Here is a 15,491-nt window from a genome sequence, read left to right on the forward strand (position 1 = left end):
ACGTTCGGGGGTCAGAGTGTGGTTTCGCCGGTGAGGCCGAAGTAGTCGTGCCATTTGCTGCTGGGGGCGAAGGTGGTGCCGGTGGACAGGGCGACGTAGATGTCGTTGGTGGTGTTCTTGGTGAAGACGATGAGGTCGTCTTTGCCGTCGCCGTTGGTGTCGGCGAGGTAGGGGAATTCGCCGGGTAGGCAGAAGAAGTCGTGCCATTTGATCGTGGTGCCGGCGAAGGTGGTGCCGGTGGAGGTGGCGGCGTAGACGTCGGCGTCGGTGTTGCAGGTGAAGGTGACGATGTCGTCGCGGCCGTCGCCGTTGATGTCGCCGACGCGGGGTTGTTCGGTGCCGACGGCGAACAGGTCGTGCCATTTCTGGGGTGGGCCGAAGCTGGTGCCGGTGGACAGGGCGACGATGACGTCGGCGGCGGTGGCGGGGCCTTGGGTGAAGGTGATGATGTCATCCTTGCCGTCGCCGTTGACGTCGCCGAGGGCGGGGAACTCTCCGGGGATGGAGAAGTAGTCGTGCCATTTGACGGCGGTGCCCGCGAAGGATGATCCGGTGGACAGGGCGACGTAGACGTCGGCGTTGGTGTCGTGGGTGAAGGTGATGATGTCGTCGCGGCCGTCGCCGTTGACGTCGCCGACGGCGGGGACCTCGGTGCCGGGGGCGAACCAGTCGTGCCATTTCGCCGACGCCGCGAACGACGTGCCCGTCGACAAGGCGACGTGGACGTCGGCGGTGGTGCCGTGGGTGAACACGATCGCGTCGTCGCGTCCGTCACCGTTGACGTCGCCGGTCAGCGGTGTCTCCCCGGACAGGGCGAACCAGTCGTGCCACTTCACCGACGTGCCCGCGAACGACGAACCCGTCGACGTGGCCACGTAGGCGTCGGCCAGCGCACCATGGGTGAACGCCACCACGTCATCGCGACCGTCACCATCGAAATCGGTAGGCGAACCACCGAGATAGCGGGGCGTGGGCGGCGGCGGTGGCGTGCCGCAGTTGTCGCTGACCAGGTACCGCTGGTTGTACTGGCCGGGATACGGCGCGAGCGAGACCCCGTTGATCGAGATGACCTGGCCGACGCCGTTGTAGAGCTGCTCGTAGTGCACGTGCGCGCCGGAGGAGTTGCCGGTGCTGCCGGTGATCCCGATCTGCTGGCCCTGCTGCACGTAGGCGCCGTCGGGCACCGAGTAGGCGCTGAGGTGGAAGTAGTAGGTGGTCCACCCGCCGCCGTGGTCGATGACGATGTAGTTGCCGGCGCCGCTGGGCTGCGAGTAGCGGCGGGCGACTCCGGCGGCGGACGCCACCTGGGGCGTGCCGCCGGTGGTGCCGTCGGCGCGGACGAAGTCCAGCGCCTGCCGCACCTCGGCGCTGTGGTGGCTGTACGTCCACCGCTGCCCGCAGGGGAACGGCGCCTTGAAGTTGGGCGCGGCGAGTGCCGGTGACGGGGCGACCGTCACCGCGGTGAGGATCGCCGCGGCCAGTGTGAGCAGCGCGACGAGGGCCCGCCGGGCGGGACGCGTCGGGAATCTGGGCATGCGGTGACTCCTCGTCGGAAGAGGGATGACTGTCGGAGCGGCACGTGGGCGCGTCAGGCCAGGGCCCGGTGTCGCCGATGGGCGGGCCCTGACAGTTCGCGTGGGAGAAGGGGCGGCTGGCGTCCCGATCGGCGGGACGGTGGCGCTGAGGAGAAGTGAAACCGCAGACTTCGGAGCCTGTCAATACCCGCCGGGGTGGTTCGTGCCGACGGAAAACTTCCTTCAGCGTCGCTTCCGCCCGGCCTGGCTGCGCGGCGTGCGGGCCGACCCGCCGCGAAGATTCCTGCCCCGGAGGGAAAGCCGGACGCAAAGTATTGACAACCGTGGAAGTCTCGAAGTTAACTCGCCAGCAATCGATTTCTCATGGCTCCTACGGTCGCTCGGAAGGGACACCGATGAGGCTTCGCATCGGCCGTTGGGCCGGCGCCGCAGCAGCCGCGCTGCTGGCCGTTGCCGTACCCGCGACCTCGTCCGCCGCCGCGCCGGCGGCTACGTCGGCGCCCGCTCCCGCTCTCGCCGTCGCCGACGACAAGGGCCCGATCGGCTGGGACGCCTACCGCCGGCTCGACCGCCTGCCGGAGCTGGCCGCCGGCACCCGTACCCACCAGTTCTCCAGCTTCGGCCGCGACGGCTCCAACGACGACGGCTTCGTCGGCACCTGGTCGTGTCTGCGTCAGAGCGGGGGATGTGTGATCGCCGAGGCGCGCGGCCCGGGCGAGGTGCAGTCGATCTGGTTCACCCGCGACGACGGCAACGTCCGCGCCACCGGCTGGATCCGCGTCGAACTCGACGGCGTCGTGGTCGTCCAGGCCGACCTCCAGGATCTCGTGGACGGGCGGCTCGGCAGCCCGTTCGTCGCGCCGCTGGTGAGCAACGCCGACCAGACGTCCGGCGGCGTCACCGTCAAGGTGCCCATGCCCTACCGGGAGTCCATGCGGATCACCACCCAGAACAACCCGCTGTTCCACCACGTCACCTACCGGACCTTCGCCGACGCGGCAGGGGTCCCCCGGTTCGATCCGGCCGACCCGGCCACCGACGTGGTCACGCTGCTGCGCGCCGCCGGCACCCGCGACCCGAAGCCCGCCCAGGCCGGCGCCTCCACCACGCGCGCCACCGTCACCGCCCCGGCGCAGGGGCAGGTGTCACTGGCCGCCCTGACCGGGCCACGCGCGATCACCGCGCTGCGGCTGCGCGTACCGGACGCCGCGGCCGGGGCGCCAACGCTGGCCGGGCTGCGGCTACGGATGACGTTCGACGGGCGTACCACAGTGGACAGCCCGGTCGGCGAGTTCTTCTGCGCCGGGCTGGGCGAGCGCAGCGTCCGGTCGCTGATGTTCGCCATGGACTCCGCGCCCGGCGGCTGGTACAGCGCCTGGTGGCCGATGCCGTTCCGCACCGCCGCCGCGCTGACGCTCGTCAACACGACGGGCACCACAGTCGGCGGCGTCGAGGTCGAGGTGACGTCGGCGCCCGGCACCGAGTGGACGTCCCGGCTCGCCGCCGACGGCAGCGCCGGCTACTTCACCACTCAGTCACGCCGCGCCGAGACGGCCGGCGGCACCGACTGGATCATCGCGGACCAGTCCGGGCGGGGCCGGTTCGTGGGCGTCTCGCAGACCATGCGCGGCCACATCATCGGCGGCAACACCCGCAACTACCTGGAGGGCGACGAGCGGGTGTACGTCGACGGCTCGCCCACGCCGCAGATCTACGGCACCGGCACCGAGGACTTCTACGAGTCGGGCTGGTACTTCAACCGCGGCGAGTACAGCGGCGTCTTCACCGGCAACACCGCCCACCTGGTCCGCGGCGGCGGATGCGCCGACGAGTGCGACGCCGCCTACCGGCTCATGATCGGCGACGCGGTGGCGTACGGCACCGCGCTGCGCTTCGGCATCGAACACGGACCGGCCAACGACATGCCCGCCGAGTACGCCTCGACCGCATTCCTCTACACCCAGCGCACCGTGACCACGCGCCGGACCGACACGGTCGTCACCGGCGACGCCGCCAGCCGCGCCGCGCACGCGTACACCGACTCGGCGGCGACCCAGACCACGCTCACCGCGAGCTTCGAGGGCGACGACGACAACGTCCCGCAGACCGGCCAGGTCCGCGCCACTACCGCGCCGGTCCGCTTCCGGCTGGCGACCGACCCCGACAACCAGGGGGTACGGCTGCGCCGCCACGGCGACCAGGCCGGCGGCTACCAGCAGGCGGCCGTGTCGGTGGACGGCAACCCGGCGGGGGTGTGGCTCCAGCCGCTGGGCAACGACAGACAGCGCTGGCTGGCCGACGAGTTCGTCCTGTCCGCGGCCCTGACGGCGGGCCGGTCCTCGGTGACCGTTCAGCTCACCCCGGTGGCGGGGGCGCCGGCCTGGACCGCCGCCCGGTACGTCGCCGACAGCATGGTGGCGCCGTTCACCGACACCGTCGCCCCGGCCCCGGTCGCCGGCCTCGCGCTGGCCGGCGGGCGCGTGCACGCGCTGGGCCTGACCTGGTCCCCCTCCGCCGACGACGTGGGCGTGGTCTCCTATCGCGTCTACGCCTCCCGGAACCCGGGGGTGGCGATCACGGCCGCCAACCTGGTCGGTACGACCCGTGCCACCACGTTCCGGCACGGCCCGCTGCCCGCCGCGCAGACCCGCCACTACCGGGTCGTGGCTGTCGACGGGTCGGGCAACGCCGCCGCGCCCTCGGCCGAGGTTTCGGGCACCACCCGTGGCCGCAACACCAGCGACGCCGACGGCGACCGGCGCGACGACGCCGTCGACTTCACCCGCGGCGCCGCGGCGGACGTGTTCACCTCGCTCTCCGACGGCACCCGGTTCGTGCCGGACAGCCGGCCCTGGAACGACTTCTTCGCCGTCGGCGCGGAGGTGCCACTCACCGGCGACGTCAACGGCGACGGCCGCGCCGACGTCATCACGTTCACCCGTGGCGACAGCGCCGACGTCTACGTCGGGCTCTCCACCGGCACCGGATACTCCGCAGGGGTCAAGTGGCACGACTTCTTCGCCGTCGGCGCCGAGGTCCCCGCCGTCGGTGACGTGAACGGCGACGGCCGTACCGACATCATCACCTTCACCCGCGGCGCCGCCGCCGACGTCTACGTGGCGCTCTCCACCGGCTCGGGTTTCGGACCCGGCGTCAAGTGGCACGACCACTTCGCGCTCGGCGACGAGTTCCCGGCCGTGGGCGACGTCGACGGCGACGGGCGCGACGACATCCTGACGTTCACCAGGGGTACGACGGGCGACGTGTTCGTGTCGCTGTCCGACGGCACCCGCTTCGTGGAGGACGGCTGGAAGTGGCACGACAGCTTCGCCGTCGGCGACGAGCTGCCCGCGGTGGGCGACGTGGACGGTGACGGCCGCGACGACGTCGTCACGTTCACCAGGGGTACGACGGGCGACGTGTTCGTGTCGCTGTCCGACGGCACCCGCTTCGTGCAGAACTCGTGGAAGTGGCACGACCACTTCGCGTTCGGCGACGAGCTGCCCGGGTTGGGGGACTTCACCGGCGACGGGCGCGCCGACGTGGTGACGTACACCCGGGGGCTGACGGCCGACGTGTACGTCTCACCCTCCACCGGCGGCGGGTTCGGGCCACCCGGCAACCGCTGGCACGACCAGTTCGCGCCCGGCGCCGACCTGCCCCGCCCGAGCGTGTCGTGATGCGCGCCCGACGCGTGCTCGCGGTGCTCCTGCTCGGGGTGGCCCTGGCTGCCGTCCCGGCCGCACCGGCCCCGGCCGACGACCCGGTACGCCTCGAAGCCGAGTCCCTCGCGGTCGTCTCCGCCACCGCTCCGGTCGAGGCGCAGGCCGACTGCTGCGGGGTGAGCTGGTCCGGCGGACGGCAACTGTGGTTCCGGGGCACCCGCGCCGGTGACTCGGTGACCCTCACGCTGCCGTCGGTGCCGGCCGGGCAGTACGACCTCGGCGCGGTGCTCACCCGGGCCGGTGACTACGGCACGCTGCGCTTCGCCGTCGACGGGGTCGCGATCGGCCAGCTCTTCGACGGGTACGCGGGCGCGGTGCAGCGAACCGGCGCGGTGCCGCTGGGCTCGGCGTCCCTGTCGGCCGGCACGCACCGCCTCACCGTCACGGTGACCGGCCGCTCGGGCGCCTCCACCGGCTTCTTCGCCGGCCTGGACACGGTGACGCTGCGCCGCGTCGGCCCGCTCGCGGCGGTCACCACCACCCCGTACGAGCTGCTCGGCGAGACACCGGCGCGGGGCGGCTCCACTCGCGTCTACGACCCGAGCGCAGGCGAGTCGACGACCTGGTACTACAACGACCACACGCTGGTGCGGCACCAGCAGACCGGCGTGTGGCACCTGTTCGGCATCACCCACGCCGAACCCGGCGCGCCGCAGGACGAGAAGGTCTTCGGGCACGCAACGGCGCCCACCCCGACCGGCCCGTGGACGAAACGGCCGGTGGCGCTGGCCGCCGACCCCGGCGCCGGGGAGCAGTGGATCTGGGCCCCGCACGTCGTGCACCACAACGGCGTCTACTACATGTTCTACGCGGCCGGGAACCCGGACTACGCCTGGTACCGCATGCACCTGGCCACCTCGACCGACCTGTTCACCTGGACCCGCAGCTCCGCCAACCCGCTGTTCACCGACGGGTGGGAGGGCCGCGACCCGATGGTGACCCGGGTGGGTGACAGGTGGGTCATGTACTACACGGCCACGTCGAGCCCGTCCGGCGGCAACCACGTCGTGGCGTACCGGACCAGCACCGACCTGCGCTCGTGGAGCGGCCGCGCGATCGCGTACACCTCGCCGCACACCGGCCGGGCGGGCGGGCAGACGGAGTCTCCGTTCGTGGTGCGCCGGGGGGAGTGGTGGTACCTGTTCGTCTGCTGCGACGGCACCGACTACGGCGCCGCGTACCGCCGGACGGCCGTCTACCGCAGCCGCGACCCGCTGCGCTTCGACGGCGCGGAGAAGGTGACGGTGCTGGACGCGCACGCCGCCGAGGTCGTGGTGGACGGTTCGAACTGGTACCTGACCCACGCCGGCTGGGGTCAGGGCGGGCTGTGGCTGGCGCCGCTGACCTGGTCGACCGGCGTGGTGGCGCGCGGCTGGACGGTGACCACCGGTTTCCTGCGCGCCGACGTGCGCACCTGGCCGAACGCCCGGATCGCCGAGCTGGCGATGGACCCGGCCGGCGCCGGCAACCACCGTCCCGCACTCGACTCGTCGCACCGGGGCACCGGCCCGTACCTCGCCGTCGGCCGGTTCGACGTGACCGACCGGGCCGGGGCGCCGGCCCGGGTCGACGTGTCGGCCGACGGCTCCCGGATCAACCTGGTCGGCATCCCGTTCGGCGACGAGCCGGTCACCGCCGACTGGCTGCTCACCGTGACGCCCCGGTGGACCGGCCCCGGGTTGCAGAGCGACGTCACCTGGTCGGTGAACGGGTGGCCGACCGCCGCGGTGTGGGAGGTGGCGTTCAACATCGACGGCGCGTCCCCGCTGGTCGGCGACCCGGCGGTGGAGGCGCGGCCGACAGGTGACGTCACCGGGATGCCCCGCTGGACGATGAGCACCGGCGACGGGCTCTCGGTGGTCGCGGCGCACCGGTGGGGGTCGGCCTGGCGTGGCGACAACACCTGGTACGACGCCGGCCACGCGATGGCGGCCTGGCAACCGCTGTGGCGTTCCGGCGGCCTGTCCTGGGCGCCCGGCCAGTACGCGGGCGGCACCTGGCGCCTGACCGCGAGCGGGGTCCGGCGGGACGTGGCGTTCGCCGACGCCGCGCACGCCGCGATCAACGCGATCCCGTGACGAGCGCGGCCACCGGCGACGCGCCGGGCGCGAGCGGCCGGGTGGTGGTCGCGGCGGCCGGCGTGGCCAAGCGGTTCGGCGGCGTGACGGCCCTCGACGGTGTCGACTTCGACGTCCGGGCGGGCGAGGTGCACGCGCTGCTGGGCGAGAACGGCGCGGGCAAGTCCACCCTGATCAACATCCTCTCCGGCGTCATCACCGACTACGACGGAGAGGTCACAGTCGACGGGACGCCGGTACGGTTCACCGGCCCGGCCGCCGCCCAGGCCGCCGGGATCGCGACCATCCACCAGGAACTCGACCTGGTGCCCGCGCTGTCGGTGGCCGACAACCTCGTGCTCGGGCGGGAACCCCGGACCCGGCTGCGCACAGTCGACCGGCGGGCCGTGGCCCGTACCGCGCGCGAGCACCTGGACCGGCTCGGCGCCGACATCGACCCGCGCCGCCCGGTCGGCTCACTGCGCGTCGGCGAGCAGCAGCTCGTCGAGATCGCCAAGGCGCTCGCCCTGGACGCCCGCGTCCTCGTCATGGACGAGCCGACGGCCGCCCTCGCCGACGGGGAGGTACGCCGGCTGTTCACCACCATCGGCGGCCTGCGCCGGCGGGGCGTCGGCGTCGTCTACATCTCCCACCGGATGGAGGAGATCGAGGTCGTCGCGGACCGCGCGACGGTGCTGCGCAACGGTTCCGTAGCCGGTGTCGTACCGGCCGGCCGGATGGATCGGCGGCGGATCGTGGCGATGATGGTCGGCGGCCGGGCCGCGTCGCTGTTCGAGCCCGCCCCGGCGGACGAGGCCGGCGCTCCCGGCCCGCCGCCCGGATCGGCCGGCGGCGACCCGTTGCTGCGTGTCATCGACCTGGCCGTGCGGCCCCGGGCGCCCCGGCCCGGCCGCTGCGACCCGGACGGCATCAGCCTGACCGTGCGGGCCGGCGAGATCGTCGGCCTGGCCGGGCTGATGGGCGCCGGACGTACCGAACTGCTGGAGACCCTGTTCGGCGCCGGGCCCGCGGGTCGCCGCACCGGCACGGTGCTGCTGGCCGGCCGCCCGTACGCGCCGCGCCGCCCCCGCGCGGCGCTGCGCGCCGGCGTCGGCTTCGTCCCCGAGGACCGGCGCCGCTCCGCGCTGGTCCTGGAACACCCGGTCGGCCGGAGCATCGTGCTGGCCGCGCTCGCCCGCTTGACCACGGCCGGGATCGTCCGGCGCGGCCGGGAGCGGGCCGCAGTCGCCCGGTCGGTAACCGACCTGTCGATCAAGACGGCGTCGGCGGCCACACCGGTCGGCGCGCTCTCCGGCGGCAACCAGCAGAAGGTCGTCTTCGCCCGGCACCTGCTCACCGAACCCCGGCTGCTCCTGCTGGACGAACCGACACGCGGTGTCGACATCGGGGCGAAGGCGGAGATCTACCGGCTGCTGCGCCGCCTCGCCGGCGACGGCATGGGCATCCTGCTCGCCTCCTCGGAACTGCCCGAGCTGCTCGGCGTCTGTGACCGGGTGGTGGTGCTGAGCCGCGGCCGGGCCGTGGCCGACCTCGCCACCGGCGGCTGCACCGCCGAGGACGTCCTCGCGGCGGCGATGGGCGGCCCGGCCGCCGGAAGGGACGACCGATGACCGACACCCGCGTGCCGCCGCCGGAGCCGGCCGTGACCGGCGTGCCGCCCGCCGCCGGTACGGTGGGGCTGCGCGCCGCCACCGCCCGCTGGCTGCGCCGGCCACGGAGCCGCCGGGAACTGGTCGACCGGCTGTTCGCGGTGCAGAGCCTGTTCGCGCTGCTGGTGGTCTTCGTCGTGGCGATCCTCGCCTCCCCGCGCCGCGACGGCGAGATCCTCTTTCTCACCGCCGGCAACCTGGGGAACATCGTCCGCGCGGTGTCCGAGATCGGCATCATCGCGATCGGGATGACGTTCGTCGTCCTGCTGGGCGGCATCGACCTGTCGGTCGGGGCCATCCTCGGCCTGTCGGCGGTCGGCACCGCGACGCTCATGGTCGACTCCGGGCTCGGCATCCTGCCCGCCGTCGCCGCGGTGCTCGCGATCGGCGCGCTGTTCGGCGCGCTCCAGGGGTACGCCGTCGCCCGCCTCGGCATCCAGTCGTTCATCGTCACCCTCGCCGGTCTCCAGGTGGCGCGGGGCATCGCCCGGATCTGGTCCGGCGGCCTCGGCATCCCGATCGCCTACGGTGACGGACCGCAGGAGGCGCCGCCCGCCTTCGAACTGCTCAACGGCTCGATAAACGGGGTGCTCCCGGTGCCGGCGGTGCTGTTCGTGCTGATCGGGGTGGCCGCGGTTGTGGTGCTGCGGACGACTGCGTTCGCCCGGCACGTCTACGCGATCGGCGGCAACGAGAAGGCCGCCCGGCTCTCCGGCGTACCCGTGACCCGGGTCAAGGTCGCCGTGTTCGCCGTCGCCGGCCTCCTGGCGGCGGTGGCCGGCGTGGTCCACGCGGGACAGCTCAACCAGGGCAGCCCGAACGACGGCGCCGGATACGAGCTGGACGCGATCGCCGCCGTCGTCATCGGCGGCACCAGCCTGGCCGGCGGTTCCGGCTCGATGGGCGGAACCCTGGCCGGCGCGCTGCTGCTCGGCATCCTCAACAACATCCTCGCGCTCAACAACATCGACGCCAACGTCCAGCTGCTGATCAAGGGACTGGTGATCGTGCTCGCGGCGGCGTTGCAGAAGCTGCGCCGCGGCCTCGCCTGACCGAATCCACACCGAGGAGCCACCCCATGGACAAGCGAACCAGACTGCTCGCGCTGCTGGTCACCGGCGTACTGGCGGCGACCGGATGCAGCGTCGAGAAACCGTCCGACGACGCCGGCCAGGCCCGTGCCTGCGGCGCCGGCAAGGACTTCCTGATCGGCATGTCCCAGGCCAACAACGCCGAGCCGTACCGGCAGGTGATGAACAACGACGTGCAGACGGCGGCGAAGTCCGTACCCGGCTTCCGCGTCGTGGTCTCCGACGCCGCGCAGGACAACAGCAAGCAGGTCGCCGACGTGGAGAACTTCCTCACCCAGAAGATCAACCTGCTGATCATCTCGCCGAACGAGGCCAAGCCGCTGACCGCCGTGGTGAAGAAGGCGTACGACCAGGGCGTGCCGGTGATCGTGCTGGACCGCAAGGTCGAGGGGGACGCGTACACCGCGTTCGTCGGCGGCGACAACGTGGCGATCGGCAGGGCGGCGGGCGAGTTCTACGCCACGACGCTGCTGCCCGACGGCGGCAAGGTGATCGAGATCGCCGGGCTGCCCGGCTCGACCCCCGCCGCCGAGCGCGCGCAGGGCTTCCGCGACGGCATCGCCGCCAACCCGAAGATCCAGATCGTCGCCTCCCAGCCCGGCGACTGGCTGCGGGAGAAGGGACAGTCGGTGGCGGACGCGCTGATCAAGGCCCACCCGGACGTGGCGGCGATCTACGCGCACAACGATCCGATGGCCGAGGGCGCCTACCTCGCCGCGAAGTCGGCCGGTGCCGAGCGGCGGATCAAGTTCACCGGCATCGACGCGCTGCCGGTGCCCTCCGGCGGGATCAAGGCCGTCGAGCAGGGCCGCCTGGCCGCCACGTTCCAGTACGCCACCGGCGGCCGGGAGGCGGTCGAGCTGGCCCGGAAGATCCTCGTCGACTGCGCCGAGGACGTCCCGCGCAGCACCACGCTGGGCACCATGCGGATCACCAAGGAGAACGCCGCCGAGGCGTACGCGAAGTTCGGCGGTCTCTGAACGCCGACCCCCGTCCCGTCCCGCCGACCGAGGGAGCTGCCCCGTGACCCGTTACACACTGCCCGTGCCGGTTGAGCGTCCGGCCGCCCCGCCCCGCACCGTCTACACGGTGGCCAGCGGCGACCTGCGGCTGAGCGCGAACGTCACCTGCTGGCCCGTACAGCGGCAGCTCGAAGCGGACCTCGCCGCCGCCGTCACCGCGCTGGGCTGGCACGTGCGGCGCGGTCACGGCGTCGACCCGGCCACCGGCCACGGCTTCATCGACGGCCAGCGCGCCGGGATCGAGGTGTTCCGGCGCATCCCGGCCGATGTGCCGCTGATAGTGGTCGAGGCGGTCTGGCAGTACAGCCACCACGTGCTGGCCGGGCTGCGCGCCCATCGCGGGCCGATCCTGCTGGTGGCGAACTGGAGCGGGCAGCACCCCGGCCTGGTGGGCCTGCTCAACCTCGCCGGCAGCCTCACCAAGGCGGGGGTGCGGTACTCGACGCTGTGGAGCGAGGACTTCACCGACGAATGGGCGCGCGACGGCCTGAAGAGGTGGCTGGAGACCGGCGAGGTGGTGCACGACGAGAGCCACGTACGCCCGCTGCCGCAGCTGCGGCCGGACGAGGAGGTCGAACTCGGCGTCGCGCTGGCCCGGCAGCTCGTCGCCGAGCGGGCCGTCATCGGCGTCTTCGACGAGGGCTGCATGGGCATGTACAACGCCATCATCGACGACGAGCTGCTCAACCCGATCGGTGTCTTCAAGGAACGCCTCTCCCAGAGCGCGCTGGTGGCGGAGATGGCACGCGTGCCCGACGCCGAGGCGGAGGCGGTGCTCGCCTGGCTGGAGGCGGCCGGGATGACGTTCCACACCGGCACCGACGAGGCCACCGAGCTGACCCGGGCGCAGCTGCTGAGCCAGTGCCGGATGTACGTGGCCGCGCTGCGCATCGCCGACGACTTCGGGCTGGACGCGGTCGGGATCCAGTACCAGCAGGGACTCAAGGACACGGTGCCGGCCAGCGACCTGGCCGAGGGTCTGCTGAACAACGTGGTACGCCCTCCGGTGACCAGCCGGGACGGCTCCCGGGAGCTGTATCCGGGCGTGGCGTTGCCGCACTTCAACGAGGTCGACGAGGGCGTCGCTGTGGACTCGCTGGTCACCAACCGGATCTGGACCGCGATGGGCCTGGACCCGGCGACGACGCTGCACGACATCCGCTGGGGGCAGCAGTACGGCGAGCACTTCGTCTGGGTCTTCGAGATCTCCGGCTCGGTGCCCGCGTCGCACAACGGCGGCTACGACAGGTCCTACAGCATGCGTCAGCCGCCGATGTACTTCCCGCTGGGCGGTGGCACGCTCAGCGGCGTGTCGAAGCCGGGGGAGATCGTCTGGTCACGGGTGTTCCTGATGGACGGTGGCCTGCACGTCGACCTCGGGCGCGGCACGGTGGTGGAGCTGCCCGAGGCGGAGACCCGGCGGCGGCTGGACGCCACCACACCGCAGTGGCCGATCATGCACGCCGTGCTGCACGGCGTGGGCCGCGACCAGCTGATGGCCCGGCACAAGGCCAACCACGTCAACGTGGTCTACGCGCCCGACGCCGGCACCGCCGACCGAGCGCTGCGGGTCAAGGCCGCCCTCTTCGCCGAGCTGGGCGTACGGGTGCACCTGTGCGGGGACGTCACGATCTGAGCGAGCCGGCGGCAGTGCCGCGTGACCGGGTTCGGCCCGCCGCGGAGCCCGGCCGGCCGGCCGACGGCGCCGAGCTGTCGCGTACCCGCAGCTCGGTGTGGAGCACCACGGTCGAGGGCGCCTTGGCCGGGTCGGCGATCCGCTCGACCAGCAGCGTGGCAGCGGTACGCCCCAGGTCGTAGGTGGGCTGCGCGACGGTGCTCAGCGAGGGCCGGACCAGGTGCGCCCACGGGATGTCGTCGAACCCGACGATGCCGAACGGGTCGGGCACGCCGATGCCGTTGTCCACGAGGCACTCGACGGCGCCCACAGTCATCAGGTTGTTCGCCGCGAACACCGCGTCCGGCGGCTCGGCGGTCTCCAGCAGCGAGGCCATCGCGCGGTAGCCGCCCTCCTCGCGGAAGTCCGCGTACCGGATCAGGTCCCCGGTGGCCTGACGCCCGCTCGCCTTCAGCGCCCGCTGGTAACCCCGCAGCCGCTGCATGGCGGTGGAGATCCGGCGCGGGCCGGTGATGCAGGCGATCCGCCGGTAGCCACTGCCCACCAGATGGGCGGTCGCCTGCTCGGCGCCGTGGGTGTTGTCCACGAGCACGGTGTCCACCTCGACGCCGCGTGGCTGCCTGTCGATCGCCACGACCGGGATGCGGGCCTGCACCAGGCGGCTGATCAGGGCCGGGCGCCCGGACGAAGAGATGATCACCCCGGCCATCCGCTCGGCCAGGGCCGCCGCGACGTAGCGGGCCTCCTTCTCCGGGTCCTCGTCGCCGTTGCAGAGCACGACCGAGAAGCCGGCCTCCTGCGCGACGTCCTCGACACCGCGCACCATCGAGGTGAAGAACGGGTTCCCGATGTCGGAGATGATGACCGCCCAGAGGCTGGTCCGGCTGCGGCGCAGGCTGCGCGCGACGGCGTTGGGGCGGTAGTCGAGGTCCTGCGCGGCCTGCCGTACCCGCGCGGCCATCTCCGGGTCGACCGAGGCACGCCCGTTGAGGACACGGGAGACGGTCGCCGGCGACACTCCCGCGCGACGCGCCACGTCGTAGATGGTCGTCATCGCGCTCCCGTCGTCGTCGCCCGGGCGCTCCGGCCCGGCCCCCGTGGGATGGTGACGTACCGGAGGGGGACCGCCACCGCGGGAGATCGCTCGGAATCCTATACCGGCGTAGCAATCGATTTCCGGACGGGTGGGTCGCGTCGTGCCGGCGCTATTGACATCGATGTTTGTGACTACGAGACTCGTCAGCAATCGATTTCTCGCCCGGTGCCGCTGGTCACCCCCACACCCCCGAGGAGCACGGTGAGACGAAACCTGCTGGCGATGCTTGTCGCGCTCTGCACCGTCACGGCGGCCGGCGCGGTCGGCGCGCCCGCCGCCGCCGTACCGATGGACACGCTCGCCTGCCCGTCCGTGCCGGCCACCCACGACCCCGCCGTCACCGTGATCGTCTACCGGGTGGCCCGCTCGTACAACGTCAACGACAAGGTCATGCTCTCCACCTTCGAGGCGGGCTGGGTCGAGTCCCACATGAACAACCTGCCCTGCGGCGACAAGTCCAGCCTGGGCGTGTTCCAGCAGCGCTGGGACTACGGCTGGGGCACGCCGGAGCAGATCATGGACCCGGTCTACGCCACCACGCAGTACGTCACGCGTGCGATCACCTGCGATCGCAACAACCCCGGCTTCACGGCGGGCCAGGTCGCCCAGTGCGTCCAGCGGTCGGGCTTCCCCGACCGGTACGACCAGGCGGCGGCGACCGCGCGGACCCTGCTCAACCAGGCGGCGCGTACCCACGGTATGGCCGGCGGCTCGTCGACTGACGTGAACGGTGACGGCCGCGACGACGTCCTCACCTTCACCCAGAACGCCTCCGCCGACGTGTATGCGAGCACGTCGACCGGAACCGGCTTCGCGGGCACGTCGGTGAAGTGGAACGACTTCTTCTCCATCGGCGGGGAGACCGCGTCGACGGGCGACGTCAACGGTGACGGCCGCGACGACATCGTCACGTTCGCGCACGGCAACACCGGCGACGTGTACGTGGCGCTGTCGAACGGCTCGGCGTTCACGTCACCCGGCAAGTGGCACGAGTGGTTCGCCCCCGGCGCGGAGATAGCCGCCGTGGGCGACGTCACCGGCGACGGCCGCGACGACATCGTCGCGTTCACGCACAACGCGACGGCCGACGTCTACGTCGCCGTGTCCACCGGATCGTCGTTCGCCGGCACGGCTGTGAAGTGGCACGACTTCTTCTCCGTCGCGGGGGAGTTTCCCGCCCTGGGCGACGTCAACGGCGACGGCCGCGACGACATCATCACGTTCACCCAGGGCCCCGCATCCGCCGCCGACGTGATCGTGGCGCTGTCCACCGGCACCAGCTTCGGGGCGCCGCAGAAGTGGCACGACCTGTTCGCCGTGGGCGCCGAGCAACCTCGGGTGGGCGACATCAACGGCGACGGCCGCGACGACATCGTCACCTTCACCTGCAACACCGACGCCGACGTCTACGCCGCCACCTCCACCGGCACCGGCTTCGCCGGCACCACCGTCAAATGGCACGACTTCTTCTGCCTGCCCGGCGAATTCCCCTACCTCGCCGACACCAACGGCGACGGCAAAGACGACCTCATCGTCTTCACCAAGGGCGCCACAAACGACGTGTACGTGGCGCTGTCCACCGGCACCACCTTCGGTCCCTCCAGCAAGTGGCACGACTACTTCGGGCTCACCGGTGAGGTGACCCTGTGACGTCAGGAT

9 protein-coding genes are annotated in these 15,491 nt (G+C 72.2%); 7 read left to right on the forward strand and 2 right to left on the reverse strand.

The genetic code is table 11. The features are described 5' to 3' along the window. Window positions 1–11 precede the first annotated feature (11 nt). The gene (locus Q3W68_RS14030; protein ID WP_302905837.1) at window positions 12–1,535 is read right to left on the reverse strand and encodes a VCBS repeat domain-containing M23 family metallopeptidase; all 1,524 of its coding nucleotides are present in this window, start codon (window positions 1,533–1,535) and stop codon (window positions 12–14) included. A gap of 395 nt (window positions 1,536–1,930) precedes the next feature. Between Q3W68_RS14030 and Q3W68_RS14035 the strand changes: the two genes are divergently transcribed. The 6 genes from Q3W68_RS14035 to Q3W68_RS14060 are packed head-to-tail and all read left to right on the forward strand — an operon-like array spanning window position 1,931 to window position 12,736. Then, window positions 1,931–5,215, forward strand: coding sequence for a DUF2961 domain-containing protein (locus tag Q3W68_RS14035; RefSeq protein WP_302905838.1), 3,285 nt, complete (start codon window positions 1,931–1,933; stop codon window positions 5,213–5,215). After that, window positions 5,215–7,338, forward strand: coding sequence for a family 43 glycosylhydrolase (locus Q3W68_RS14040; RefSeq protein ID WP_302905839.1), 2,124 nt, complete (start codon window positions 5,215–5,217; stop codon window positions 7,336–7,338). Before Q3W68_RS14035 ends, Q3W68_RS14040 begins: the two co-directional genes overlap by 1 nt. Further along, entirely contained in the window at window positions 7,335–8,948 is a 1,614-nt protein-coding gene (locus Q3W68_RS14045) for a sugar ABC transporter ATP-binding protein (protein ID WP_302905840.1), read from the forward strand. Before Q3W68_RS14040 ends, Q3W68_RS14045 begins: the two co-directional genes overlap by 4 nt. Then, the gene (locus tag Q3W68_RS14050; protein ID WP_302905841.1) at window positions 8,945–10,039 is read left to right on the forward strand and encodes an ABC transporter permease; all 1,095 of its coding nucleotides are present in this window, start codon (window positions 8,945–8,947) and stop codon (window positions 10,037–10,039) included. Before Q3W68_RS14045 ends, Q3W68_RS14050 begins: the two co-directional genes overlap by 4 nt. A 26-nt stretch (window positions 10,040–10,065) precedes the next feature. Next, complete coding sequence (locus Q3W68_RS14055; RefSeq protein WP_302905842.1) at window positions 10,066–11,058, forward strand: substrate-binding domain-containing protein; 993 nt, start codon at window positions 10,066–10,068, stop codon at window positions 11,056–11,058. A 43-nt stretch (window positions 11,059–11,101) separates the two neighbouring features. Further along, window positions 11,102–12,736, forward strand: a complete 1,635-nt coding sequence (locus tag Q3W68_RS14060) for a fucose isomerase (RefSeq protein WP_302905843.1) — start codon at window positions 11,102–11,104, stop codon at window positions 12,734–12,736. Here Q3W68_RS14060 and Q3W68_RS14065 read toward each other — a convergent pair. Then, window positions 12,726–13,790: a LacI family DNA-binding transcriptional regulator gene (locus Q3W68_RS14065; RefSeq protein WP_302905844.1), complete on the reverse strand. Its 1,065-nt coding sequence runs from the start codon at window positions 13,788–13,790 to the stop codon at window positions 12,726–12,728. The genes Q3W68_RS14060 and Q3W68_RS14065 overlap by 11 nt on opposite strands. A 243-nt stretch (window positions 13,791–14,033) precedes the next feature. On the opposite strand from Q3W68_RS14065, the gene Q3W68_RS14070 reads away from it, so the two are divergent. After that, a complete protein-coding gene (locus Q3W68_RS14070) occupies window positions 14,034–15,482 on the forward strand; it encodes a VCBS repeat-containing protein (RefSeq protein WP_302905845.1) in 1,449 nt (482 codons plus the stop codon). Window positions 15,483–15,491: the final 9 nt, after the last annotated feature.

This window comes from Micromonospora sp. C28ISP2-4 (genome assembly GCF_030519385.1).
GTDB classification, from domain to species: Bacteria; Actinomycetota; Actinomycetes; order Mycobacteriales; family Micromonosporaceae; genus Micromonospora; species Micromonospora tulbaghiae.